Source organism: Allobosea sp. BH3 (genome assembly GCF_025499465.1).
Taxonomy (GTDB): Bacteria; Pseudomonadota; Alphaproteobacteria; order Rhizobiales; family Beijerinckiaceae; genus Allobosea.
On sequence record NZ_JAIMCA010000003.1, the window covers coordinates 115304 to 136463 of the forward strand.

The window sequence follows — 21160 nt, forward strand, 5'->3', positions numbered from 1 at the left end:
CAGCCTCAAGCGCTGTGGGGCTTGCCTCCCGATCTATCGCTGGTCCCAGCGATCCCGCATTTCGTAGAACAGCACGGCGAGCGGCAGGAACCAGGGCTTGCCGTAATAGAGCGGCCGGCTGCGGAAGGGCAGGTCGGCATAGGCGCTAGGCTGCTCCGTGTGGCCGAGCATGCGCTGCGCGACCTTGTGGCCGAACCAGCTTGCCCGCGCGATGCCGGTGCCGTTGTAGCCGCAGGCGTAGAAGACGCCCTCCTGCTCGCCGAGATGCGGCAGCTTGTCGAAGGTGAAGCCGGTCTGGCCGTGCCAGTAATGCGTGATCGGCGTCCGATCCAGCTCGGGGAAGACCTGCAGCATCTGCTTGCGCAGATGCGCGGCATTGGCGTGGGCGACATTCTCGCCATTCACCTTGAGCACGCGCCCGCCGAAGAGGATCCGGGTTCCGTCGGGAGAGGGGCGGTAATAGGTCACGACACGCTGGCTACCTGCGAGCATCCGTCGCTTCGGCATGAGGCGATCCATCACCTCGGCCGGGAGCTGGCCGGTCGCGATGAGCGCGCTGCGAATGGGAATGATCCGCCGCTGCAGGAAGGGCAGGAGAGCGCCGCCATAGCCGTTGGTCGCGACGAGCAACTGCTTCGTCGCAATTTTTCGCTGGCCGACGGTGAGAGCGAACCCGCCGGGCTGCGGCGAGATGGCCGAGACGCGGGCGCCGCTGACGATCTGCACGCCGAGACGACGCGCCGCTTCGGCGAGACCGGCGACATAGCGGGCCGGGTGCAGGCCAGCATAGCCCGGCATGGCGAGGCCGCCATGATAGAGTTCGGTTCCGATCTCGCCCTGCTGCTCGGCGCGCGGGACCAGATAGGCATCGCAGGGCATCACCTTGCCGATGCGATCGAGATTGCGCCCCATCGCCTCGTAGATGCGCGGCGTCATCGCGCCCCGGAAATAGCCGACCACCGCGAGGTCGCAGGCGATGGCCTCCCGCGCCACCACATCCTTGACGTGCTGCAAGGCGAGGAAGCTCTCCTCGACGATGGCACGCGCCTTGTCCGGTCCATAGGCCATCGCAGTATCGAAGGTGGCCCAACCGGGGCCGAGCATCCCGCCATTGCGGGAGGAGGCGCCCCAGCCGGGCGCTTCGGCATCCAGCACGGTCACCTGCTTGCCGGCGCGCGCCAAAGTCAGCGCGGCATTGAGCCCGGTAAAGCCGGCGCCGACGATGGTGACCTCGCTTTGCGCCGGCAGTTCGGCCGCAGCCTGTGGCGCAGGCTTCGCGGCTTCCCACCAATAGGGCGTGTCGACGGCGTCTTCACTGAAGAACGGGCCGGTCAGGAGTGCCATGCGCAGGTTCCTATGAAGGCAGGATGCGTCGCAGGAAATCCTGCGTTCGTGGATTCTTCGGCCGGCTCAGCAGTTCGCCGGGCGGGCCCTGTTCGACCAGAATGCCTCCGTCGAGGAACAGTACGCGGTCGGCGACCTCGCGCGCGAAGCCCATCTCATGGGTGACGACGACCATCGTCATGCCTTCGTCGGCGAGCGAGCGCATGACGGCAAGGACCTCGCCGACCAGCTCCGGATCGAGCGCCGAAGTCGGCTCGTCGAAGAGGATGGCGTCCGGCTTCATGCCGAGCGCGCGGGCGATCGCGACACGCTGCTGCTGGCCGCCGGAGAGCTGGGCGGGATAGGCGTCGATCTTGGCGCCGAGCCCGACCCGGGTGAGCAGATCACGCGAACGCGCCAGAACCTCCTCGCGCGGCTCCTTCTTCACGAAGATCGGGCCTTCCGCGACGTTTTCGAGCGCTGTCCGATGTGGGAACAGGTTGAAGCGCTGGAAGACCATGGCGACGCGGGTCCGCACCTGGCGGATGCTGGACGAGCCGGTGCTGACCCGTTCGCCATGCACCGCGATCTCGCCGCCCTGATAGGTTTCGAGGCCATTGATGCAGCGCAGGAGCGTCGACTTGCCGGAGCCGGACGGGCCGATGATGCAGACCACCTCACCCTTCTCGACCGCGAAGGAGACATCGTGGATGACCTCGACCGCCCCGAAGGACTTTCTGATGTTGCGCAGTTCGATGATGCTCATCGGGCCTGCCTCATGCGGCGTTCGAGCCAGCTGTTGAAGGCCGTGAGCGGCAGGCTCATGGCGAGGTAGAGCAGCGCCACGAGCGTGAAGATCGTGGTGTTCTCGAAGGTCGAGGATGCCAGCAGCTTGCCCTGCAGCGACAGCTCCGCGACGGTGATCGTCGAGGCTAGCGAGGAATCCTTGAGCAGCATCACCATCGTGCTGCCATAGGGTGGCAGCGCGACGCGGATCGCCTGGGGCAGGATGACGCGCCGCATCAGCAGGCCCCAGCCCATGCCGATCGAGAGCGCGGCCTCCGTCTGTCCGCGGTCGATCGCCTCGATACCGGCGCGGAAGACCTCCGCCATGTAGGGCGAATAGGCGATGCCGAGGCCGATGATGGCGGCCTGCACGGCGCTCAGCGACAGGCCGAGATCCGGCAGCACGAAATAGATGTAGAACAGGGTGACGATACCGGGGATGCCACGCACGATGACGATGATCGTGCGCGCCGTCCAGGCGAGCGGCGCGATGCCGCTCACCCGCATGAAGGCCCAGACCAGGCCCAGCGCCGTCGCGAGGACGAAGGCGCCGAGCGTGACGAGCACAGTTAGGTAGACGCCCTGCATCAGGATCGGCAGGAACGTCGGAACCTGGCTGAGAAAATGCGCCATGGCTGGAAGGAACGTCGCGCGCTCAGAGACCCCACTTCTTCAGGATCGTGTCGAAGCGGCCATCCTTCTTCATGTTCGCGAGGCTGGTGTTGATCTTCGCGAGCAGCTCGGCGTTGCCTTGCTTGACCGCGATGTTGATCGGCCCCGGGACGGAAGGCTTGTAGGACTTGACCAGCCGCAGCTGCGGAAAGCGCCCCTGCGCGAGATTGTAGGCCAGGATCGGATAGTCGCCGATGCCGGCGTCGAGGCGACCGTTGGAGACGTCGCGCAGGATGTCGGGCAGGCTGTCATAGGCGTTCACCTCGGCCGGCGCGCCCGATGCCTTGAGGGCGTCGATATAGCGGGTGCCGATCTGGCCGCCGACCTTCTTGCCCTTGAGGTCCTCGAAGCCGACATACTCCTTGGCGTCGTCGGACTTGACCACCAGTCCCTCGCCATAGGCGTAGACGTCCTGGCTGAAGTCGACGACCTTGGCGCGCTCCGGAGAGCCGTACATGGCGGCGGAAATGATATCGATCTTGCCTGAGGTCAGGGCGGCGATCAGCGTCGAGAACTGCATCGGCTGGATTTCGACCTTGAAGCCGGCATCCTTGCCGATCTCCTCGATGACATCGACCATCATCCCCTGGATGGTGTTGGTCTTCGCGTCGAGGAAGGTGAAGGGCGTGCCGGTGGGCGTCGAGCCGACCTTGTAGACCGTCTGCGCCTGGGCCGTCGCGGCAGCGACGATCATGCCGAGCGCTGCAACCGTTGTTTTGAACCCGATCATCCCGTTCCCCTTTTGCTTTGTGCCGTGCGGTCGTCCGCGCTGGGCAATGCAGCATCCGTACCTGCCGGAGCGAACGACAAGACGAATTCGTGCCGGACCCATAAGACGGACTTATGCGGTCGCAGGCTGGCAGGGCGGCCGCTAGAACTCGGCCACCTTGCCGAAGGCGGAACCCTCCAGTCGCTCGGGGCGATAGGGGCTGGGATCGACGATCGGCTTCGCGCCGGTGACGATATCCGCGATCATGTGGCCGGCGCCGGGGCCTATACCGAAGCCATGGCCGCTGAACCCCGCCGCGAGGATGAAACCGGGCAGGCCGGCGAGCTCGCCGATGGCGGGCACACCATCCGGCGTCGAGTCGATGTAGCCGGCCCAACGCGCCGCGACCGGCACGGATTTGAGGCCGGGAAGGAGAGCCTGGGCACGCGCATGGGTCTCGGCGATCTGGCGCGGGTCGGGCGTCGGGTCGAGGATGCGCTTGGCTTCCATTGGCGTCGGCGCATCGAGCTTCCAGTGGCCAAGCGTCTCGTGCCCGGATTTCCAGCCCTCGAGCCCGCCGATGGCCAGGCTGCGCCAGCGCCGCAGGAACATCGGCACGAACTGGCGGGCAAAGCGCAGTTGCTGCGGCGTGGGGTCGACACGGGCTCCGCCGCTGATCGCCAGCGTGTAGCCGCCATCACTGCGCCGCGTCACCGAGACGGCGGCGGTGTGCAGCGCGTCGGGCAAGCCGGTTGCGCCGGGTGCGACGGACAGAATCGAAGACCGGACAGAGGATTGCGGAAAGCGGATGCCGTATTGATTGAGGAAGGAGGAGGCCCAGGCGCCGCCCGCATGGATGACCGTCGCCGTGCGGATCGTGCCCTTCTCCGTCACGACCGCCGAGACGCGCCCTCCCGCCGTCTCGATGCCGCGCGCGGCGCAGAACTGATGCACGCTGCCCCCGGCCTTGAGGATGCCGCGCGCGATCACCGGCGCGGCCCGGGCTGGGTCGGCCGTGCCGTCCGTGGGCGAGAATACGCCGCCCTTCCAGCGCTTGCCTGTCGCGCCGCCGCGGGCCGAGGCTTCATCGGCGGAGAGCATGTGGGTGACGACGCCTTCGCCAACGGCGAAATCCCGCCATTTCGCCCAGCCGGCGAGCTGGGCGTCGTCATCGCTGAGGTAAAGCAGGCCGCAGCGGCTGAAGCCCAGATCCTCTCCGATTTCTGCGGCAAAGCGATCCCATAGCCCAAGGCTTTGCGTCGCCATGGGCAGCTCGCGGGCATCGCGGTTCTGCTGGCGGCACCAGCCCCAGTTGCGGCTCGACTGCTCGGCGCCGATCCGGCCCTTCTCGATGAGCGCGACCTTCAGGCCGCGGCGTGCAAGATAGTAGCCGGCGCAGACGCCGACGATGCCGCCGCCGATGACGACGACATCCGCACTCTCGGGCAAAGCGGGGCTGGTCTCGATCTCGAACAGTGGTGCCGGCATCGCAGTCTCCTTGCGGAGGCGAGACTATCGGCCGGCTGGCGGGCATGTGCACCGCAGATCGGATCTGCCACAGCATTTCCTTCGGTTCTGACAGGCCAAATCTGCCATCGCCTGCGCCGCGCACCTGTTAGACACTGCGCATTGTTCGCGGCATGATCTGCTGCCGGACCGCCAGCGCCGAAAGCGTGGCGCGGTTGGATGTCGATCGAGGTGGAATCGCCATGAAGCTTGACCAGATCGACATCAAGATCCTCTACGAGCTGCAGAAGAACGGCCGGATCACGAATGTCGAGCTGGCCGAACTGGTGAATCTCTCGCCGAGCCCCTGCCTGATGCGCGTCAAGAAACTGCAGCAGGATGGCTACATCACCGGCTATTCCGCCCGCATCAACATCGGCAAGCTGGGCCAGACGCTGACGGTCTTCACCGAGGTGACGCTGAAGAACCACCGGCAGATCGATTTCGCGCGCTTCCTGGCCGCCATCGAAAAGCTCGACCAGGTGATCGAGTGCCATCTGGTCTCTGGCGGCTATGACTATCTCGTCAAATTCGTCACCAGTGGCATCATCGAGTACCAGACGCTGATGGAGCGGCTGATCGACCTCGATATCGGCATCGACAAGTATTTCAGCTTCGTCGTGCTGAAATCGCCGATCGTGAAGCCTCACATGCCTTTGACGAGCCTGTTCCCGATCACGGCCACGACCTGAAGGGGGGCCTCAGCGCTTCGAGAAGGCCGCGACAAGTTCCGGGTCGCGTTCGAGATTGTCGAGCCAGGCCGGGTCGAGCTTCGGCACCGAGGACATCAGCAGGCGCGAATAAGGGTGGCCGGCCTCGCTGCCGACCTGGCCCGCGGGCAACTGCTCGACCTTCACGCCGCGATACATGACCGCGACCTCGTCGCAGATCGCTTGTACCGTGTTCAAATCGTGGCTGATGAAGAGGTAGGACAAGCCGAGCTCTCGTTGCAGGTCCTTGAGCAGTTCGATGATGGCCGCGGCTACCACGGTGTCGAGCGCGGAGGTGATCTCGTCGCAGAGGATCAGTTCGGGATCGGCGGCGAGCGCTCGCGCCAGGTTCACGCGCTGCTTCTGCCCGCCTGACAATTCGCTCGGCAGCCGGTGCTTCAAGGCGCGGGGTAGATGCACCAGCTCGAGCAGCCGGTCGATGCGCGCGTTGCGGGCGGCGCCGCGCAGCCCGTGATAGAAGGTGAGCGGGCGGCCCAGGATATCCTCGATCGACTTCGCCGGGTTGAGCGCCGTGTCGGCCGACTGGAACACGATCTGGAGCTTGCGCAGCTCATCCGCGCTTCGGTCCTGCGCGTGGGGCGCCATCGGCTTGCCGTCGAAGGAGATGGTGCCGGAGGAGGGCGGTATGATGCCGGCGATGGAGCGGGCCAAGGTGGATTTGCCGCAGCCGGACTCGCCGATGATGCCGAGATTGCGCCCGCGCTCGAGCCTGAAGCTGACCTTGTCGACCGCCAGGATCAGCGGTGTACCGTCTGCCTGCAGCTTGCCGTAGCCGGCGCTGATCGATGAGAGCTCCAGCACGGGACGGGGAGCTGAGTCCTCCAGGCTCGCCGCCTGCGCGGGAACACGCCCGGGCGGCGCGAAGGCTGCCAGCAGTTCCTGGGTATAGGGATGTTTCGGCGCGGACAGGATCTGCGCCGTGGCTCCGATCTCCTGGATGATGCCACCCTTCAGAACGACGATCCGGTCCGCGATCTGGGCGACGACGGCCAGATCATGCGAGACATAGACGCCGGCCATCCGGCTCTGGCGCATCACGGATTTGAAGGCGCGCAGGACCTCGATCTGCGTGGTGACGTCGAGGGCCGTCGTGGGCTCGTCGAAGATCACGACCTTCGGATCGCCGATCAGGGCCATGGCCGCCGAAAGGCGCTGGAGCTGGCCGCCGGAAACCTGGTGCGGATAGCGCCCGCCGATCGTCTCCGGCGAGGGCAGGGACAGGGCCTTGAAGAGTTCCACCGCCTTGGCCTCGGCCTGCGCACGCGGCATCAATTCGTGGATGCGGGTGATCTCGATCACCTGGTCCATGATCCGCTGCGCCGGGTTGAAGGCGGCGGCCGCGCTTTGCGGCACATAGGAGACCGTGACGCCGCGGACCTTCTGCCGCTCCTTCTCGGGCAGGCCGGCCATATCCCGGCCGTCGACGCGGACGCTGCCGCCGGTGATGCGGCAGCCCGTGCGGGTGTAGCCGAGCAGGGTCAGCGCGATGGTGGTCTTGCCCGAGCCGCTCTCGCCGATCAGCGCGACGATCTCGCCCTGGGCGATCTCGAAGCTTACGCCCTTGATGATCTCGACGCGGCGGCCGGCATCGGTGGTCGCCTCGACCTTGAGATCCCGGATTTCGACGAGGGGGCTCATCATTCGCTCCGGTCGCGGATCTTCTGCGGAAGGTTGTCGATCAGCATGTTCACCGCGATCGTCAGGCTGGCGATGGCGAAGGAAGGCGCCATCACGGCCGGCGCGCCGAAGGGCAGGCCGCCGATGTTCTCGCGCACCAGCGAACCCCAGTCGGCCTCCGGCGGCTGCACGCCGAGGCCGAGGAAGGACAGGCCGGACAGCAGCAGCACGATGAAGACGAAGCGCAGACCGACATCGGCGAGGACAGGCCCGATGATGTTGGGCAGGATCTCCGCGCGGATCAGATAGCTCAGCTTCTCGCCGCGGATGCGCGCCACGGTGACGAAGTCCGTGGTGTTGACGTTGACCGCGAGCGCCCGCGCGAAGCGATAGGAACCGGGCGTGTAGATGATGCCGAGGATCAGCATCAGCACGGGGATCGAGGAGCCGACGCCGGCAACGGCAACGAGAGCGAACAGCTTGCTTGGAATCGAACTCAACGCATCGATGAAGCGGCTCAGCGCCGCATCGAACCAGCCGCCGGTCACGGCCGCCGCCATGCCGAGGGTGACGCCGACGGTGCAGGCGATCAGCGTGGCCGCCAGCGAGATGCCGACCGTGTAGCGCGCCCCGAACATGATGCGCGAGAGCATGTCACGGCCGAGATAGTCCGTCCCGAGCGGGAACTGCGCGCTCATCGGGCCGAAATAGTCGGTATCGACGATGTCGCTGATGCCATAGGGCGTCACATAGGGCGCGAGGATCGCGATCGCGGCCCAGGCGAGGATGATGACGAGGCTGATCCAGCCCGTCACGTTGAACCGATACCCGGAGCGGCGCGGGGTGATGGTCGTCGTGTTGGCGGCGTCGATGGCCATGGTCAGCGCAATTTCGGGTTCGACAGGATGGCGATGACGTCCGCCGTGGTGATCAGCAGCAGGTAGACGACGCAGAAGATCATCGCGCAGCTCTGGATGAGGGGCAGGTCTCGTGTGGCCACGGCATCGACCATGAGCTTGGCGATGCCCGGGTAGTTGAAGATCGTCTCGACGATGATGACGCCGCCGAGCAGGTAGGAGAGCGACAGCGCGACGGCGTTGACGATGGGGCCGAGCGCGTTGGGCAGCGCGTGTCGCAGCACGACCCGCGGGCGGGAGGCTCCCTTGAGCTGCGCCATTTCGACATAGGGCGTGTTGAGCGCCTCGACGACGGCGGCGCGAGACATGCGGATCATCTGGGCGGAGATGACGAAGCTCAGCGTGAACACCGGCATCGCATAGATGCGCAGCATCTCGCCAAAGGAGGTGATGTTGCGCGCGAAGGAGAGGGCGGGCAGCCATTTCAGCCAGACCGCGAAGATCAGCACGCCGGCGGTCGCGATCATGAATTCCGGCACCGAGATCACCGTGATCGTCGCCATCGTGACCGAGCGGTCGTAGAGCGAGCCGCGCAGCATGGCGGAGGTGATGCCGAGCGCGAGCGCGATCGGAACCGAGAAGAGCGCTGTCGCCGCCGCGAGCTGGAGCGAATTGCCGAGGCGCCCGGCAATGAGCTCCGCGATCGGCCGGTTATTGGCGTAGGACATGCCGAGATCGCCGGTCAGCATGCCGCCAAGCCAGCGAAAGAAGCGCAGGATCGCAGGATCGTTGAGGTGCATGGCGGCGCGAAGCCCCGCCACCGCCTCCGGCGTTGCCGCCTGGCCGAGCAGCACCTCCGCCACATCGCCGGGCAGGATCTGCGTTGCACAGAACACCACGAACGAGACGATCAGCAGCGTCAGCAGCGCGACGAACAGCCGTCCGCCCAGCAGGTAGCACAGGTGAAGGTTCATCGACGCTCCCGCAGCTGACACCTCCGAGCGGAGTGTGACACGAACTGGGGGCCGGACGCACGCGTCCGGCCCGCAGGAGAAACAGGGCTCAGCGTTCGAGCCAGACGTACTCGGCGAAGGCGTAGCCCATCATCCCGCCGAGCGGGTTCGGGAGCAGGCCCTTGAGCTTGTTCGAGATCGCGTCGACATTCGAGATGTAGACGGGGATCGCGGTGCCCGCCTCATTGGCGACCATCACCTGCATCTCGTCGTAGATCTGCTTGCGCTTGGCTTCGTCGAGCGAACCGCGCGCCTCGAGCAGCATCTTGTCGAACTTCTCGGACTTGTACTGGCTCTCGTTCCACGGCGCGGTCGAGGCGTAGAGCAGCGAGAACAGGATGTCCGGGGTCGGCCGCGGGTTGATGTTGCCGAAATGGACCGGGGCCTTCAGCCAGTAGTTCGACCAGTAGCCGTCCGATGGGACGCGCTGGATGTCGAACTTCATGCCGATGGCGTTGCCGGCCTGCTGGACGAGCACGGCCATGTCCACCGAGGAGCCGGCGGCATCCGAGGCGACGATCGGGATCGTCTGCCCCAGCACGCCAGCCTTCTGGAAGAGGGCCTTCGCGCGCTCGGGGTCGAACGCCCGCGGCTTCAGATCCTTGTTGTGATACTTGTTCATCGGCGGGATCGGCTGGTCGTTGGCGATCTCGGCGAGGCCGCGCAGGGCCGATTTCTGGATCTGCTCGCGGTTGAGCAGATACTTCACGCCTTCCACGAAATCCGCCTTGTTGCCAGGCGCCATGTCCATCCGCATGTTGAGGTTCGTGTAGTTGCCGGTGGTCGTCTTCGACAGCACGACGCCGGGCTGGCTCTCGACCAGGCGCATCGAGCGCGGATTGATCGCGGCGGCGAGCTGGATATCGCCCGAGAGCAGCGCGTTGACGCGCGCGGTGTCGTCGGTGATCGCGAAGAACTCGAAGGAGTCGAGGTTCGCGCCGCCGGACTTGAAGTAGTTCTTGTTCTTGACCGCGATCGAGCGCACGCCGGGCTCGAAGGTTTCGCAGGTGAAGGCGCCGGTGCCGTTCGCCTTGGCGAAGTTCGTCGTGCCGTCGGCGATGATCATGAAGTGGTGCGTCGACAGGATGGTCGGCAGGTCGCCATTCGGCGCCGCGAGCGTGATCTCGACGGTCAACGGATCGACCGCCTTGAACTCGACCATCTGCTTGGCGAGCGAATTCGACTTCGAGCCGACGGCCGGGTCGAGATGGCGCTTCAGGGAAAAGATGACGTCGTCGGAGGTCAGCGGCTTGCCGTCATGGAAGGTCACGCCCTTCTTGAGCGTGACGGTCCAGACCTTCGCGTCCTTGGTCTCGAACTTGTCGGCGAGCTCCATCTGCAGCGTGCCGTTGCCGTCCAGGAAGGTCAGGCGGTTGTAGAAGGCGCAGCAGCGGACATAGTCCGTCGACAGCGATGCCTTGGCCGGGTCGAGCGTGTCGGCGGTCGAGGAGGACCAGCCGGCAGCCTTCAGGTTGCCGCCCTTCACGGGAGTCTGCGCGAGCGCGGAGGTTGCCCGGGCGAGCACGAGGCTGCTGGCCGAGGCGGCGAGGCCGCCGGCCATCAGCATCTGCAGGAGGTCGCGGCGGCTGGCGCCGCGGCGGATCGCATTCTCGACGATGGCGTCGTCGGCGCTTGTCCAGCTCGAAGAAATCTTGTCGGTCATGCTCATTCCCCTCTTCTGATTTGCGCCGTTGGTCCGACGTTGGTCTTCTCGTATCGGGTCCCTTCAAGCCGCCAGGCTGGTCTCGACGGCGTCGGCGAGCGCGCCCATCGAGGTGAAGTGGAAATCGGGTTCGGTGAAGCGCTCGGGCTCGATCGTGCCGCCATAGCCGGGCTGGGCGTGGCGCCGCTGGATCCAGCAATTGGTCAGGCCGAGCTTCCGGGAGATTCCGATGTCGTGATACTGGCTCTGAGCGACATGCAGGATCTGCCCGCGCGAGCCGCCATCCTTCTCGACGAAGGCGAAGACCTGTTCGAAGAAGGCGGGGTCCGGCTTCTCCGTGCCGGTGTCGTCGACGGTGAAGCCGGCATAGAACGGGTTGCCGAGCGCGCGGGCGAAATGCTCGAAGGCCCAGCGCTGGGCGTTGGTCATCGCGATCAACTTGTAGCGCTTCGACAAGCGGGCAAGCGCATCGGCGCTGTCCGGGAACGGGCGCCAGGCCTCCACGGAGTCCCGCAGGCGCTGCGCCTGGCTCTCGCCGGCCGGCAGGCCGAGTTTCGGCGCGATGACGCCGTAGACGCGGGCGAGATCATCCGGGAAATGCTGGGCATCCGGCATGTACCGGGCCGCCCGATAAAGGTTGAGGGCCTGTTCAGCGTCGAAGGCGACTCCGGCTTCTTTGGCAATAGCCGCCAGGCAACCGGTCAGGCCGCCTTCGAAATCGATTAGCGTGCCCACGACGTCGAACGTCATATAGCGGAAATCGCCGAAACCCTTCGCCATCGTCTCTCCGCTTCTCCCGCCTGTCTCTTGCGGGCATGGGTGATCGTCAGCGAGCGCAGCCGCATCGTCGCTGCGCCGCTCGGTCGTCGTCTGCGTCGTCGTCGCCGACGGTTGCGCTCTGTTCCCCGGCCGCATCTGCGTCGGCCTTGTTCAAGTGTTGCATCGCCAGTTCGCCGGATACGCTGAATGTCGAAAACCGGGCGGCACAAAATTCCGAATTCGCCGCCTTCGCGGAATATCGGCTTTCGGGAGCGGGCATGGGTGACTCTGCGCCCGCTCCGCCCTTGCGGAGTTCTCCCGGCCTCACGCCATCGCGGCGCGCACATCCGGGTCGGCAAGCGTCTGATCGAGCGTCGTGCGGGTCCGTTCGACGATGGCGTCGATCTCGGCCGGCGTGCAGCATAGCGGCGGGGCGTAGCCTAGCACGCCGTTGCCGAATGCCCGAATGACGAGACCGTTGTTCCAGGCGCGGTCGAAGACGCGCTGGGCCGGCGCCGCAGTTGCCGGCAGCGGCGTCTTCTTCGCCTTGTCGGTCACCAGCTCGACGGCGGCCAGCATGCCGCGGCCGCGCACTTCGCCGACCAGCGGGTGGTCGCTGAGGCTTTCCAAGCCCGCCATCAGGCGCGCGCCGGCCTTGCGGCCATTGTCGAGCAGGCCGTTTTCGTAGAGACGCAGCACTTCGAGACCGACCGCGGCACTGACCGGATGGGCCGAATAGGTATAGCCATGCCCAACGGCCGCCGCCCCCGAGCCGTCGGCGATGACGTCATAGACCGTCTGCGACATCAGCACGGCACCCATCGGCACATAGCCCGAGGTCAGCCCCTTCGCGACGGTCATCAGATCGGGAACGATGTCCTCGTCTTCGCAGGCGAAGAGGGGGCCGGTGCGTCCGAAGCCGGTGATGACCTCGTCGGCAACGAAGAGGATGTCCTGCTCGCGGCAGAAGTCCCGCATCGCCTTGGTCCAGCCGGGCGGCGGGACCAGCACGCCGCCGGAGCCCTGAATCGGCTCGCAATAGAAGGCTGCGACGCGATCGGCGCCGCCCACGGCCTCGACCTTGGCCCTGAGCGCCGCGAGCGAGGCAGCGATGACGGCCTCCGGCGCGGAGCCGGCGGGGTTGCGGTAGGTGTAATGCGACGGAATCTTGTGCTGCCAGTCATAGGGCACGCCGAAGCCGGCATGGAAGGCGGGCAGGGCGGTGAGCCCCGCGCCGACAGTCGAGGAGCCGTGATAGCCCTGCTCGATCGAGATGAACTGGTCCTTCTGCGGCTTGCCGCGCGCCTGCTGGTAATAGCGGATGAAGCGGACCGTGCTGTCGACGGCGTCTGAGCCGCCGAGCGTGAAGTAGACGCGGTTGAGATCGCCCGGCGAGCGCTCGGCGAGTTCCGCCGCCAGCCGGATGGCGGGCTCGGAGCCGAGGCCGAAATAGCCGGTCGCATAGGCGAGCTCGCGCATCTGGTTCGCCGCGGCCTCGACGATGCTGTTATGGCCGTAGCCGGCGTTCACGCACCACAGCCCGGCGAAACCGTCGATGAGCTGCTTGCCGGAAGCGTCAGTGATGGTCGCGCCCTTCGCCGAGCGAAGCACGCGGACCCCGGCCTTCTCATGGCCGCGATAGGAGGCGACCGGGTGAATCCAGTGTTCGCGATCGAGTTCGATCAGGGAATTGCTCAACATGGCGGTTCTCCAGACTATCCGAGCGCCTGACTGGCGAGAGCGAAGGGTTTGGCCGGGCCGAGCGGCCGGGTGCCGATCACGTTGCGGCGCATGGCGATACCACCGCCGACGCTGACGAGACCGTGCGCGGAAAGCCACGGCGAAAGCTGCTGCCATTCAGCCGTGTCCACACGCAGGAAGGCGCCGGGGCGGCTGGCGATCAGGAAGCTCAGCAGGCTCTGCGCCTGGTCCAAGGTATTCGCGACGACCGGACCGATCACCTCGCCGCGGCCGAACCGGCGCATTGCGGCATAGCCGACGATCCGGCCGGCTTCACGGTGGATGACCATTCGCCCGGCCTCAGTCAGGAGCCTGAGCAAAGGGCGGCGATCCATCCCCAGCGCCTGCAGATCGAGCGCGGCCACTGCGGGAAAGCTTTCCGGACCGGCCCAGTCCAGTTTGAGGGCATCTTGCGCGGCATCCGCCGGTAGCGGCGTGACTATGCCCTGGTGCTGGCGGATCTCGTGGGTCGCGCTGAACCCGAGCTTTTCATAGAGAGGCAGGCCGTCCGCGGTCGCGGTGAGACGGCATTCACGGGCGCCGCAGGCTTGCAGGGCGGCATCCATCAACTTCCGGCCAAGGCCGCGTCCGCGCATGCTGGCGGCGACGATCACCATGTTCACGGTCGCGCAGTCGTCCCCGAATGGCGTCAGCATCGCGGTGCCGACCACGACATCGCCCTGGAGGGCGACGAAGCCGTGGCTGAGCGCCAGGACCATCGCCCAGTCCTCGCGCCGGTGGGGCCAGCCGGTCTCGCGCGAGAGCAGAACGGCGCCATCGAGATGGCGTTCGTCGAATGCGACGAGGTCAATCGTTTCCTGGCCCATGATGCTTCGCTTCGTATCCGTTGCATCATGGATAGGCCGTGCGCCGGCGCAGTTGCTCCTGAGGAACGGCGCCAGGCGACATCTTCGACCGTGGGAATGTGCGGCAACCGCATGGAATGCCACGAACCGCCGGAAGGAGTCGGTCGCCACAAGGCAAAGCGGCGTCGGGCGTCGATGGAGGCGCAACTCTCTGCCATAGCCTCATGGGCGGACGGCAGTTTGTGCTTCGTGCCGCGGGCAATGCGGTGCTCGCTCCGTTCTGGCCCCCGCTATGATCCCCGGTAACGGACACAACCGTTTCGACACAGGGGATCTCCGCGGATGACCGTCTTCAAGCCCAAATTCGTCACCTTCGACTGCCACGGCACACTGATCTATTTCGCGATGGATAAGGCCGCGCGCGCGCTTTACGGCGACAAGCTGGACGAGCCGGCGATGCGGACCTTCATCACGAATTTCTCGGCCTACCGGCTCGATGAGATCCTCGGCGACTGGAAGCCCTATGAAGAGGTCGTCTACAACTCGCTTGAGCGCACCTGCCGCCGGAACGGCGTCGCCTTCCGGCCCGAGGATGCGCGCTGGGTCTATGAGCAGGTGCCGACCTGGGGGCCGCACCCCGACGTCCCGGAAGGCCTCGCCAAGGTGGCGAAGGAAATTCCCCTCGTCATCCTGTCCAACGCCCAGAACGACCAGATCCCGCATAACGTCGCCCGGCTCGGTGCTCCCTTCCACGCGGTCTACACGGCCGAACAGGCCCGATCCTACAAGCCGCGCATGAAGGGCTTCGAATTCATGTTCGACATGCTGGGCTGCGGGCCGGAAGACGTCTGCCACGTCTCGTCCTCGTTCCGCTACGACCTGATGACGGCGCACGACCTCGGGATCAAGAACAAGGTCTGGGTCAATCGCGGGCATGAGCCGGCGAATCCCTATTATGAATACACGGAGATCAAGGACATCTCGGGCCTGCCCGGCGTGTTCGGGCTCTGAGGCGCCGCCGATGCAGTTCAAATCCTATTGGCATGATACGGCCAACAGCTTCACCGGCGCTGCCGAAGGGCCGGTCGAGGGCACCTATGACGTGGCCATCGTCGGCGGCGGCTTCACCGGTCTCGCCGCTGCGCGCCAACTCGCCATGGCCGGCGCCAAGGTGGTGGTACTGGAGGCGGAAAGCGTCGGCTACGGAGCCTCGGGCCGCAATGGCGGCCATCTCAACAACGGGCTGGCCCATAGCTTCATCGCCGCCAAGACGGCGCTGGGCACCGAGCGCGCCGTCGCGCTCTACAAGGCATTCGACGATTCCGTCGATACGATCGAGCGGATCGTCGCCGAGGAGGGCATCGACTGCTCCTTCCGGCGCGCCGGAAAGCTCAAGCTCGCCTCCAAGCCGGAGCATGTCGCCTCGCTCACCCGCAATTTCGAGGTGCTGCATCGCGAGGCCGACCCGGATACGGCCATGCTGAGCCGGGCCGAGCTTGTGAGCGAGATCGGCTCCGATGGGTTCCATGGCGCGATGCTCTCCAAGAAAAGCGCCATGATGCATATGGGCCGCTTCGTCACGGGGCTGGCCACAGCGGCCGCCCGCCATGGTGCCGTCATCCATGAGCACGCCCCGGTCACCGAGCGGCGGCAGGAGGCGGGGCGGCATGTCCTCCAGACCCCGCGCGGAAGCTTGTCGGCAAAGGAGGTGCTCGTTGCGACGGGGGCCTATACCTCCGGGCCCTTCTCCTGGTTCCGGCGCCGCATCATTGCGGTCGGGTCATTCCTGATCGCCACGCGGCCCTTGAGCGACGCCGAGGTTGCCGCGACGATGCCCGGCAACCGGACGGCCGTGACCTCGCTCAACATCGGCAACTACTTCCGTCTGGCGCCGGACAATCGATTGATCTTCGGCGGGCGGGCGCGCTTCTCCGCGACCTCCGACCAGACTTCCGATGCCAAGAGCGGCGCCATCCTGCGTGCGAGCCTCGCCGGCATCTTCCCGCAGCTGAAGGATGTCGAGATAGACTATTGCTGGGGCGGGCTCGTCGACATGACCAAGGACCGCTATCCCCGCGCCGGTCGCGAGGACGGCATCTGGTACGCGATGGGCTATTCCGGCCACGGCGCGCAGATGTCGACGCATCTCGGCATGATCATGGCCGATGCGATCCTCGGCCGGCCCGACCGAAATCCGTTGAAAGGGCTCGACTGGCCGGCGGTGCCCGGCCATTTCGGCAAGCCCTGGTTCCTGCCGCTGGTCGGCCTCTACTACAAGGCGCTCGATCGCTTTCAGTAGGGCGTGGAGAAGCATGCCGTCATGCTCGGGCTTGACCCGAGCATCTCATGCCAAATGAGCGACTTGCGCCCTTTTCCTGAGATTCTCGGGTCAAGCCCGAGAATGACGCTCTGTGGCGGCCGCCGGGCGTAGCGAGCGCCCCGCTCAGCCCAGCCCGCCGATGTGGAACGCCTTGACCTCGAGATACTCCTCGATGCCGAGCCGGGAGCCTTCGCGGCCGAGGCCGGACTGCTTGACGCCGCCGAAGGGCGCCACCTCCATCGAGATCGCGCCGGTGTTGAGGCCGACCATCCCGAATTCGAGCGCCTCGCCGACGCGCCATGAACGGCGCATGTCCTGCGTGAAGAAATAGGCGGCGAGCCCGAAGGGCGTGCCGTTGGCGATGCGGATCGCCTCGTCCTCGCTGCCGAAGCGGAACAGTGGCGCGACCGGGCCGAAGGTTTCTTCGCCGGCGAGCTGCATCTCGGTGGTCGCATCGCCAAGAACAAGGGGCGTCGCGTATTGCGCGCCTTTAGGCATGTCGGCCGCGGCGGCGAGGCGCCTGGCACCCTTGGCGAGAGCGTCGTCGACATGGCGCTCGATCTTCTCGATCGAGGCGCTGTTGATCATCGGCCCGATATCGACGCCGGCACCGGTGCCGGGGCCGACTTTCATGGCTGCGACGCGGGCCGAGAGCTTGTCGGCGAAACGATCGTAGATTCCGTCCTGCACGAGGATGCGGTTGGCGCAGACACAGGTCTGGCCGCCATTGCGGAACTTGGAGACGAGTACGCCCTCGATCGCGAGGTCGAGATCGGCATCGTCGAAGACGATGAAGGGCGCGTTGCCGCCGAGCTCCAGGCTGAGCCGCTTGATGCTGTCGGAGGCCTGCTTCATCAGCAGCGCGCCCACCCGCGTCGAACCGGTGAAGGAGATCTTGCGGACGGAGGGGTTGCCGGTCAGCTCGGCACCGATTGCGGTGGGCATCCCGGTGACGATGTTGACGACGCCGGCCGGGATGCCGGCCCGTTCGGCCAGGACGCCGAGCGCCAGCGCCGAGAACGGCGTCAGCTCCGAGGGCTTGATCACCACGGTGCAGCCCGCCGCCAGCGCCGGCGCGACCTTGCGGGTGATCATGGCATTCGGAAAGTTCCAGGGCGTGACGATGCCGCAGACACCGACCGGTTCCTTCATCACGATGATGCGCCTGTCGGCGGCCGGGGCAGGGATCGTCGTGCCTTCGATGCGGCGGGCTTCCTCTGCGAACCATTTGACGAAGGAGGCGCCGTAGCGGATTTCGCCACGCGCTTCGGCCAGCGGCTTGCCCTGCTCGCGCGTCAGGATCAAAGCGAGGTCCTCGACATGCTCCAGCATCAGCGCGTGCCAGGCTTCCAGCAGCGTCGCGCGCTCCGCATGCGGCTTTGCACGCCAGCCGCCGAAGGCCGCGGCGGCGGCCTCGACCGCAGCGCGCGTGTCAGTGCCGTCGGCATCCGGCACGGAGCCGATGGCAGCTTGCGTCGCCGGGTCGATCACGTCGAGCGTGCGGCCGGAGGCTGCAGCGCGCCAGTTGCCACCGACGAGGCACGCCTCGCGCAGGAGTGAGGAGTCGCGGAGGCCCTGGATGGTCATGTCGTGTTCCCTTCAAACAGGCGCCGAGAGCACGGCGGCGGTGATGTCCTTGCTCACAGCGCGATCAGGACGCTCTTCGATTTCCGATTCGCAAGATACGCCTCGCGCCCGAGATCCTTGCCGAGGCCGGATTGCTTGTAGCCCCCCGTCGGCAGGATGTGGTCGCGTGAGCGGCCATAGCGATTGACCCAGACGGTGCCGGCCTGCAGGCGGTTGGTCGCGCGCAGCGCCCGCGACAGGTCTCGCGTGTAGAGGCCGGCGCAGAGCCCGTAGGTCGGGTGATCGGCGAGCCCAAGCCCTTCCTCTTCCTCCCGGAAGCTCTGGACGGTCAGAACCGGCCCGAAGATTTCCTCGGTCACGGCGGGCGAGGCGGCGTCGATGCCTTGCAGCACCGTCGGGGCGTAGAAATACCCTGCGTGGTCGAGGCGTTTGCCGCCGAGCCGGCAAGAGGCGCCCCGCGCCACCGCCGCATCCACGATGCTTTCCATGCGGCCGATCTGCCGCTCCGAGATGATCGGCGAATAGGCGCTCGCCGCGTCCCAGGTCGCGCCCGGGCGGACGGTACGCATACGCTCGACGATGAGCCCGACCAATTCCTCCGCAACGCTCTCCGCCACGATCAGGCGCGAGCCGGCGACGCAGGCCTGGCCGGCATTGCCGAGGATGCTGCGGGCGATGGCCGCCGCGGCAAGCGGCAGGTCCGCATCGGCGAAGACGAGCTGCGGGCTCTTGCCACCGAGCTCGAGCGTCATCGGCTTGATGCCGGTGCGGGCTATGTTTTCCATGATCGCGCTGCCGGCCGCGGTCGAGCCGGTGAAGCTGACCTTGGCGATGTCGGGATGGCCGGTGATCGCCGTGCCGGTCGTCCGGCCATCGCCGAGCACGATATTGATCAGGCCCGCGGGCAATCCGGCCCGCACCGAAAGCTGCGCCAGGTAGAGCGTCGCGAACGGCGTCATCTCGGAGGGCTTGAGCACCACGGCATTGCCGGCCGCGAGCGCGGGGCCGAGCTTCCAGCCGGCCATGTTGATCGGGAAGTTCCAGGGCGTGATGGCGCCGACGACGCCATAGGGCTCTGTCGCGATCATGCCGAAGCTGTCGGCGCCCGTCGGGACGAGATCGCCCCCTTCCTTGTCGGCGAATTCGGCGAAGAAGCGGATCTGCTCGGCGGTTACGGGCACGTCGCCCGCCATGAGCTCGGAAATCGGCCGTGTCGAGGCGATCGCCTCAAGCCGTGCCAGCGTTTCCGCTTCGGTCTCGATGAGATCGGCCCAGCGGTGGAGCGCGCGGGCGCGCTCGCGCGGCGCCAGGCCCCCCCAGCCGCTCTCCGCCAGGGCGGCCTTGGCGGCGACCACGGCGCGGTCGACGAGGTCGGCGTCCGCGACAGGACAGGCGGCATAGGCGGCTGCATCGGACGGCCGATGCAGATCGATGCCGTCCCTTGCGTCGACCCATTCGCCGGCGATGAAATGGCCGCGCGGGAGCGTGACCGAAGCGGGATCGAAACTCAGCGACAAGGGCGCATCTCCGGGTGGTGGTCGCCTGAGCCTAGTTCCGCCCGGCCCGACGTTTGCGCCTGAGAGGGCGGCCCGGCCGACCGGAAATCCTGTTTGCAGGCGCCCGGGCGGCCGATTCTTCGGCGTGCTCAGGTCAGCCGACGATCACGTAGATCTTGCGGACGGTCTCGATCGTCTTCCAGATGCCGACAAAGCCGGGCTTCATCACGAAGCTGTCGCCCGCGCGGAAGGTGCGCGGCGGCTGGCCTTCCTCGGTGAGTTCGATGACGCCCGAGAGGATGTAGCAGAACTCCACCGTCTCGCCCTTGATCGAGTGGGTTTCGCCGGGCGTCGCTTCCCATACGCCGGTGCGCACGGGCTCGTTGCGGGACTGGTCCTGGGCCCAGGTCTTGAACGAGGGATCGCCCGAGACGAGCCGGTCCGCGGCAGCCTTGGAGTGCTTCGGCTCGCCGGTAGGAGCAAGGTCGAGCTTGATGAGGAGGGACATGGGAAGACCTTTCGTTCGGGGTTGAAGCGATTCAGTAGCCACGGCTGCGATCGACGAGGCCGATCGGTGGCAGGCCGGAGCGGTGACGGCGGAGGTTCTCGATGACGGCCTTGGCCGCGGGCGCGGCCTCGACCTTGCTGGCGATGTGCGGCGTCAGGATCACCTTGGGATGGCTCCAGAGGCGGTGATCGGCCGGCAGCGGCTCGGGCTCGGTGACATCGAGGACGGCGGCCGAGAGATGACCGCTGTCGAGTGCATCGAGCAGAGCGGCGTGGTCGAGATGCTGGCCACGGCCGACATGCACGAGGCACGCGCCGGCAGGCAGCTGCGCGAAGAGCTGCGCATCCAGGATGCCGGTGGTCTCCGGGGTCAGCGGTAGCAGGCAGATCAGGATGTCGGTTTCGGCGAGCAGGGTGGAGAGGCCCGCCGACCCGTGAAGGCAGCGAATCCCGTCGATCGTTCGCGGCGAGCGGCTCCAGCCTGAAATCGGGAAGCCGAAGGGCTTGAGGCGCTCGATGACCGCCGATCCCATCATACCCAGCCCCAGTATGCCGATCCGCCTGTCGGAGGCGGATACGAGATCGTAGGGCTCCCAGTGCGCGGCTCTCTGCTGGGCGATATAGAGCGGCCATTGCCTGTGCAGGGCGAGCACGCCGAGCGTGACGTATTCCTGCATCATCCGCGTGATGCCTTCCTCGACCATGCGGACGACGAGGACCTCGGCCGGCAAGCCATCCGTGTTCATCTGGTCGATGCCGGCGCCGATCGAGAACAGGATCTCCAGATTGGCGTAGCGATGGAGATTCTCCGGCGCCGTCCAGGTGATGAGGTAGCGGATATCGGCGGGATCGTGCGGATCGCCGCTTCTGATGAAGCGTATATCGGGCAGCTCTTCGGCAAAGCGCGCCGCGAACACCCGCGCCCGCTCGTCGGTCGAATTGAAAAGGAACGTCAAGGCGAGCTCCGTGAGAGCGAGATCAGGGCGTTTCCTGCGCAAAGCGTCCGGCGTCACGGACGGCTCCGGTTCCAGCTGCGCTCGCGACAGAATAAGGGCGGCGCGCCGGTGG

At 66.4% G+C, this 21160-nt stretch carries 20 protein-coding genes; 3 read left to right on the forward strand and 17 right to left on the reverse strand.

Going from position 1 to position 21160, the window contains the following annotated elements; all coding sequences use genetic code 11:
* Positions 1-33: 33 nt before the first annotated feature.
* The 5 genes from BoBH3_RS09480 to BoBH3_RS09500 form a co-directional block, all read right to left on the reverse strand.
* Positions 34-1344, reverse strand: coding sequence for an NAD(P)/FAD-dependent oxidoreductase (locus BoBH3_RS09480; protein ID WP_262330560.1), 1311 nt, complete (start codon positions 1342-1344; stop codon positions 34-36).
* A gap of 10 nt (positions 1345-1354) precedes the next feature.
* Complete coding sequence (locus BoBH3_RS09485; RefSeq protein WP_262331159.1) at positions 1355-2083, reverse strand: amino acid ABC transporter ATP-binding protein; 729 nt, start codon at positions 2081-2083, stop codon at positions 1355-1357.
* A 2-nt stretch (positions 2084-2085) separates the two neighbouring features.
* A complete protein-coding gene (locus tag BoBH3_RS09490) occupies positions 2086-2742 on the reverse strand; it encodes an amino acid ABC transporter permease (RefSeq protein WP_262330561.1) in 657 nt (218 codons plus the stop codon).
* A gap of 22 nt (positions 2743-2764) precedes the next feature.
* On the reverse strand, positions 2765-3511 hold the full coding sequence (locus tag BoBH3_RS09495) for an ABC transporter substrate-binding protein (RefSeq protein WP_262330562.1): 747 nt from the start codon (positions 3509-3511) through the stop codon (positions 2765-2767).
* Between the two features lie 141 nt (positions 3512-3652).
* Complete coding sequence (locus tag BoBH3_RS09500) at positions 3653-4978, reverse strand: NAD(P)/FAD-dependent oxidoreductase (RefSeq protein ID WP_262330563.1); 1326 nt, start codon at positions 4976-4978, stop codon at positions 3653-3655.
* 221 nt (positions 4979-5199) lie between these two features.
* Here BoBH3_RS09500 and BoBH3_RS09505 point away from each other — a divergent pair, with 221 nt between their 5' ends.
* Positions 5200-5688: an Lrp/AsnC family transcriptional regulator gene (locus BoBH3_RS09505; protein WP_262330564.1), complete on the forward strand. Its 489-nt coding sequence runs from the start codon at positions 5200-5202 to the stop codon at positions 5686-5688.
* A 9-nt stretch (positions 5689-5697) separates the two neighbouring features.
* On the opposite strand, the gene BoBH3_RS09510 is transcribed toward BoBH3_RS09505, so the two are convergent.
* From BoBH3_RS09510 to BoBH3_RS09545, 8 genes are all read right to left on the reverse strand, one after another.
* Entirely contained in the window at positions 5698-7365 is a 1668-nt protein-coding gene (locus tag BoBH3_RS09510; protein ID WP_262330565.1) for an ABC transporter ATP-binding protein, read from the reverse strand.
* A complete protein-coding gene (locus BoBH3_RS09515) occupies positions 7365-8222 on the reverse strand; it encodes an ABC transporter permease (protein WP_262330566.1) in 858 nt (285 codons plus the stop codon). The genes BoBH3_RS09510 and BoBH3_RS09515 overlap by 1 nt, the downstream gene beginning before the upstream one ends.
* Before the next feature lie 2 nt (positions 8223-8224).
* Positions 8225-9175 carry an ABC transporter permease gene (locus tag BoBH3_RS09520; RefSeq protein ID WP_262330567.1) on the reverse strand — a complete coding sequence of 317 codons (951 nt, stop codon included), beginning with the start codon at positions 9173-9175 and terminating at the stop codon, positions 8225-8227.
* A gap of 88 nt (positions 9176-9263) precedes the next feature.
* Positions 9264-10877 carry an ABC transporter substrate-binding protein gene (locus BoBH3_RS09525; protein WP_262330568.1) on the reverse strand — a complete coding sequence of 538 codons (1614 nt, stop codon included), beginning with the start codon at positions 10875-10877 and terminating at the stop codon, positions 9264-9266.
* Positions 10878-10940: 63 nt separating this feature from the next.
* Positions 10941-11657: an HAD-IA family hydrolase gene (locus BoBH3_RS09530; RefSeq protein WP_262330569.1), complete on the reverse strand. Its 717-nt coding sequence runs from the start codon at positions 11655-11657 to the stop codon at positions 10941-10943.
* A 46-nt stretch (positions 11658-11703) separates the two neighbouring features.
* A complete protein-coding gene (locus tag BoBH3_RS09535) occupies positions 11704-11916 on the reverse strand; it encodes a hypothetical protein (RefSeq protein ID WP_262330570.1) in 213 nt (70 codons plus the stop codon).
* Between the two features lie 44 nt (positions 11917-11960).
* Positions 11961-13337, reverse strand: a complete 1377-nt coding sequence (locus tag BoBH3_RS09540; protein WP_262330571.1) for an aspartate aminotransferase family protein — start codon at positions 13335-13337, stop codon at positions 11961-11963.
* A gap of 14 nt (positions 13338-13351) precedes the next feature.
* Positions 13352-14203, reverse strand: a complete 852-nt coding sequence (locus BoBH3_RS09545) for a GNAT family N-acetyltransferase (RefSeq protein ID WP_262330572.1) — start codon at positions 14201-14203, stop codon at positions 13352-13354.
* Between the two features lie 321 nt (positions 14204-14524).
* Here BoBH3_RS09545 and BoBH3_RS09550 point away from each other — a divergent pair, with 321 nt between their 5' ends.
* Both BoBH3_RS09550 and BoBH3_RS09555 read left to right on the forward strand, forming a co-directional pair.
* On the forward strand, positions 14525-15193 hold the full coding sequence (locus BoBH3_RS09550) for a haloacid dehalogenase type II (protein WP_262330573.1): 669 nt from the start codon (positions 14525-14527) through the stop codon (positions 15191-15193).
* A gap of 10 nt (positions 15194-15203) precedes the next feature.
* A complete protein-coding gene (locus BoBH3_RS09555; protein WP_262330574.1) occupies positions 15204-16481 on the forward strand; it encodes an NAD(P)/FAD-dependent oxidoreductase in 1278 nt (425 codons plus the stop codon).
* Positions 16482-16625: 144 nt separating this feature from the next.
* Here BoBH3_RS09555 and BoBH3_RS09560 read toward each other — a convergent pair whose 3' ends face one another.
* From BoBH3_RS09560 to BoBH3_RS09575, 4 genes are all read right to left on the reverse strand, one after another.
* Positions 16626-18089, reverse strand: a complete 1464-nt coding sequence (locus BoBH3_RS09560) for an NAD-dependent succinate-semialdehyde dehydrogenase (RefSeq protein ID WP_410050577.1) — start codon at positions 18087-18089, stop codon at positions 16626-16628.
* 53 nt (positions 18090-18142) lie between these two features.
* Positions 18143-19606 carry an aldehyde dehydrogenase family protein gene (locus BoBH3_RS09565; RefSeq protein WP_262330575.1) on the reverse strand — a complete coding sequence of 488 codons (1464 nt, stop codon included), beginning with the start codon at positions 19604-19606 and terminating at the stop codon, positions 18143-18145.
* 133 nt (positions 19607-19739) lie between these two features.
* Positions 19740-20093 (reverse strand): cupin domain-containing protein, encoded by a 354-nt coding sequence (locus tag BoBH3_RS09570; protein WP_262330576.1) that lies wholly within the window; start codon positions 20091-20093, stop codon positions 19740-19742.
* 31 nt (positions 20094-20124) lie between these two features.
* The gene (locus BoBH3_RS09575; RefSeq protein ID WP_262330577.1) at positions 20125-21048 is read right to left on the reverse strand and encodes a 2-hydroxyacid dehydrogenase; all 924 of its coding nucleotides are present in this window, start codon (positions 21046-21048) and stop codon (positions 20125-20127) included.
* Positions 21049-21160 lie beyond the last annotated feature (112 nt).

Excerpts from the sequence above, each read along its gene's own strand:
- BoBH3_RS09525 (WP_262330568.1), bottom strand. The coding sequence starts at position 10,877 with ATGACCGACAAGATTTCTTCGAGCTGGACAAGCGCCGACGACGCCATC.
- BoBH3_RS09530 (WP_262330569.1), bottom strand. The coding sequence starts at position 11,657 with ATGGCGAAGGGTTTCGGCGATTTCCGCTATATGACGTTCGACGTCGTG.
- BoBH3_RS09555 (WP_262330574.1), top strand. The coding sequence starts at position 15,204 with ATGCAGTTCAAATCCTATTGGCATGATACGGCCAACAGCTTCACCGGC.
- BoBH3_RS09510 (WP_262330565.1), bottom strand. The coding sequence starts at position 7,365 with ATGAGCCCCCTCGTCGAAATCCGGGATCTCAAGGTCGAGGCGACCACC.
- BoBH3_RS09505 (WP_262330564.1), top strand. The coding sequence starts at position 5,200 with ATGAAGCTTGACCAGATCGACATCAAGATCCTCTACGAGCTGCAGAAG.
- BoBH3_RS09500 (WP_262330563.1), bottom strand. The coding sequence starts at position 4,978 with ATGCCGGCACCACTGTTCGAGATCGAGACCAGCCCCGCTTTGCCCGAG.
- BoBH3_RS09560 (WP_410050577.1), bottom strand. The coding sequence starts at position 18,089 with ATGACCATCCAGGGCCTCCGCGACTCCTCACTCCTGCGCGAGGCGTGC.
- BoBH3_RS09480 (WP_262330560.1), bottom strand. The coding sequence starts at position 1,344 with ATGGCACTCCTGACCGGCCCGTTCTTCAGTGAAGACGCCGTCGACACG.
- BoBH3_RS09495 (WP_262330562.1), bottom strand. The coding sequence starts at position 3,511 with ATGATCGGGTTCAAAACAACGGTTGCAGCGCTCGGCATGATCGTCGCT.
- BoBH3_RS09550 (WP_262330573.1), top strand. The coding sequence starts at position 14,525 with ATGACCGTCTTCAAGCCCAAATTCGTCACCTTCGACTGCCACGGCACA.
- BoBH3_RS09515 (WP_262330566.1), bottom strand. The coding sequence starts at position 8,222 with ATGGCCATCGACGCCGCCAACACGACGACCATCACCCCGCGCCGCTCC.
- BoBH3_RS09545 (WP_262330572.1), bottom strand. The coding sequence starts at position 14,203 with ATGGGCCAGGAAACGATTGACCTCGTCGCATTCGACGAACGCCATCTC.
- BoBH3_RS09570 (WP_262330576.1), bottom strand. The coding sequence starts at position 20,093 with ATGTCCCTCCTCATCAAGCTCGACCTTGCTCCTACCGGCGAGCCGAAG.
- BoBH3_RS09540 (WP_262330571.1), bottom strand. The coding sequence starts at position 13,337 with ATGTTGAGCAATTCCCTGATCGAACTCGATCGCGAACACTGGATTCAC.
- BoBH3_RS09520 (WP_262330567.1), bottom strand. The coding sequence starts at position 9,175 with ATGAACCTTCACCTGTGCTACCTGCTGGGCGGACGGCTGTTCGTCGCG.
- BoBH3_RS09490 (WP_262330561.1), bottom strand. The coding sequence starts at position 2,742 with ATGGCGCATTTTCTCAGCCAGGTTCCGACGTTCCTGCCGATCCTGATG.
- BoBH3_RS09535 (WP_262330570.1), bottom strand. The coding sequence starts at position 11,916 with ATGCCCGCTCCCGAAAGCCGATATTCCGCGAAGGCGGCGAATTCGGAA.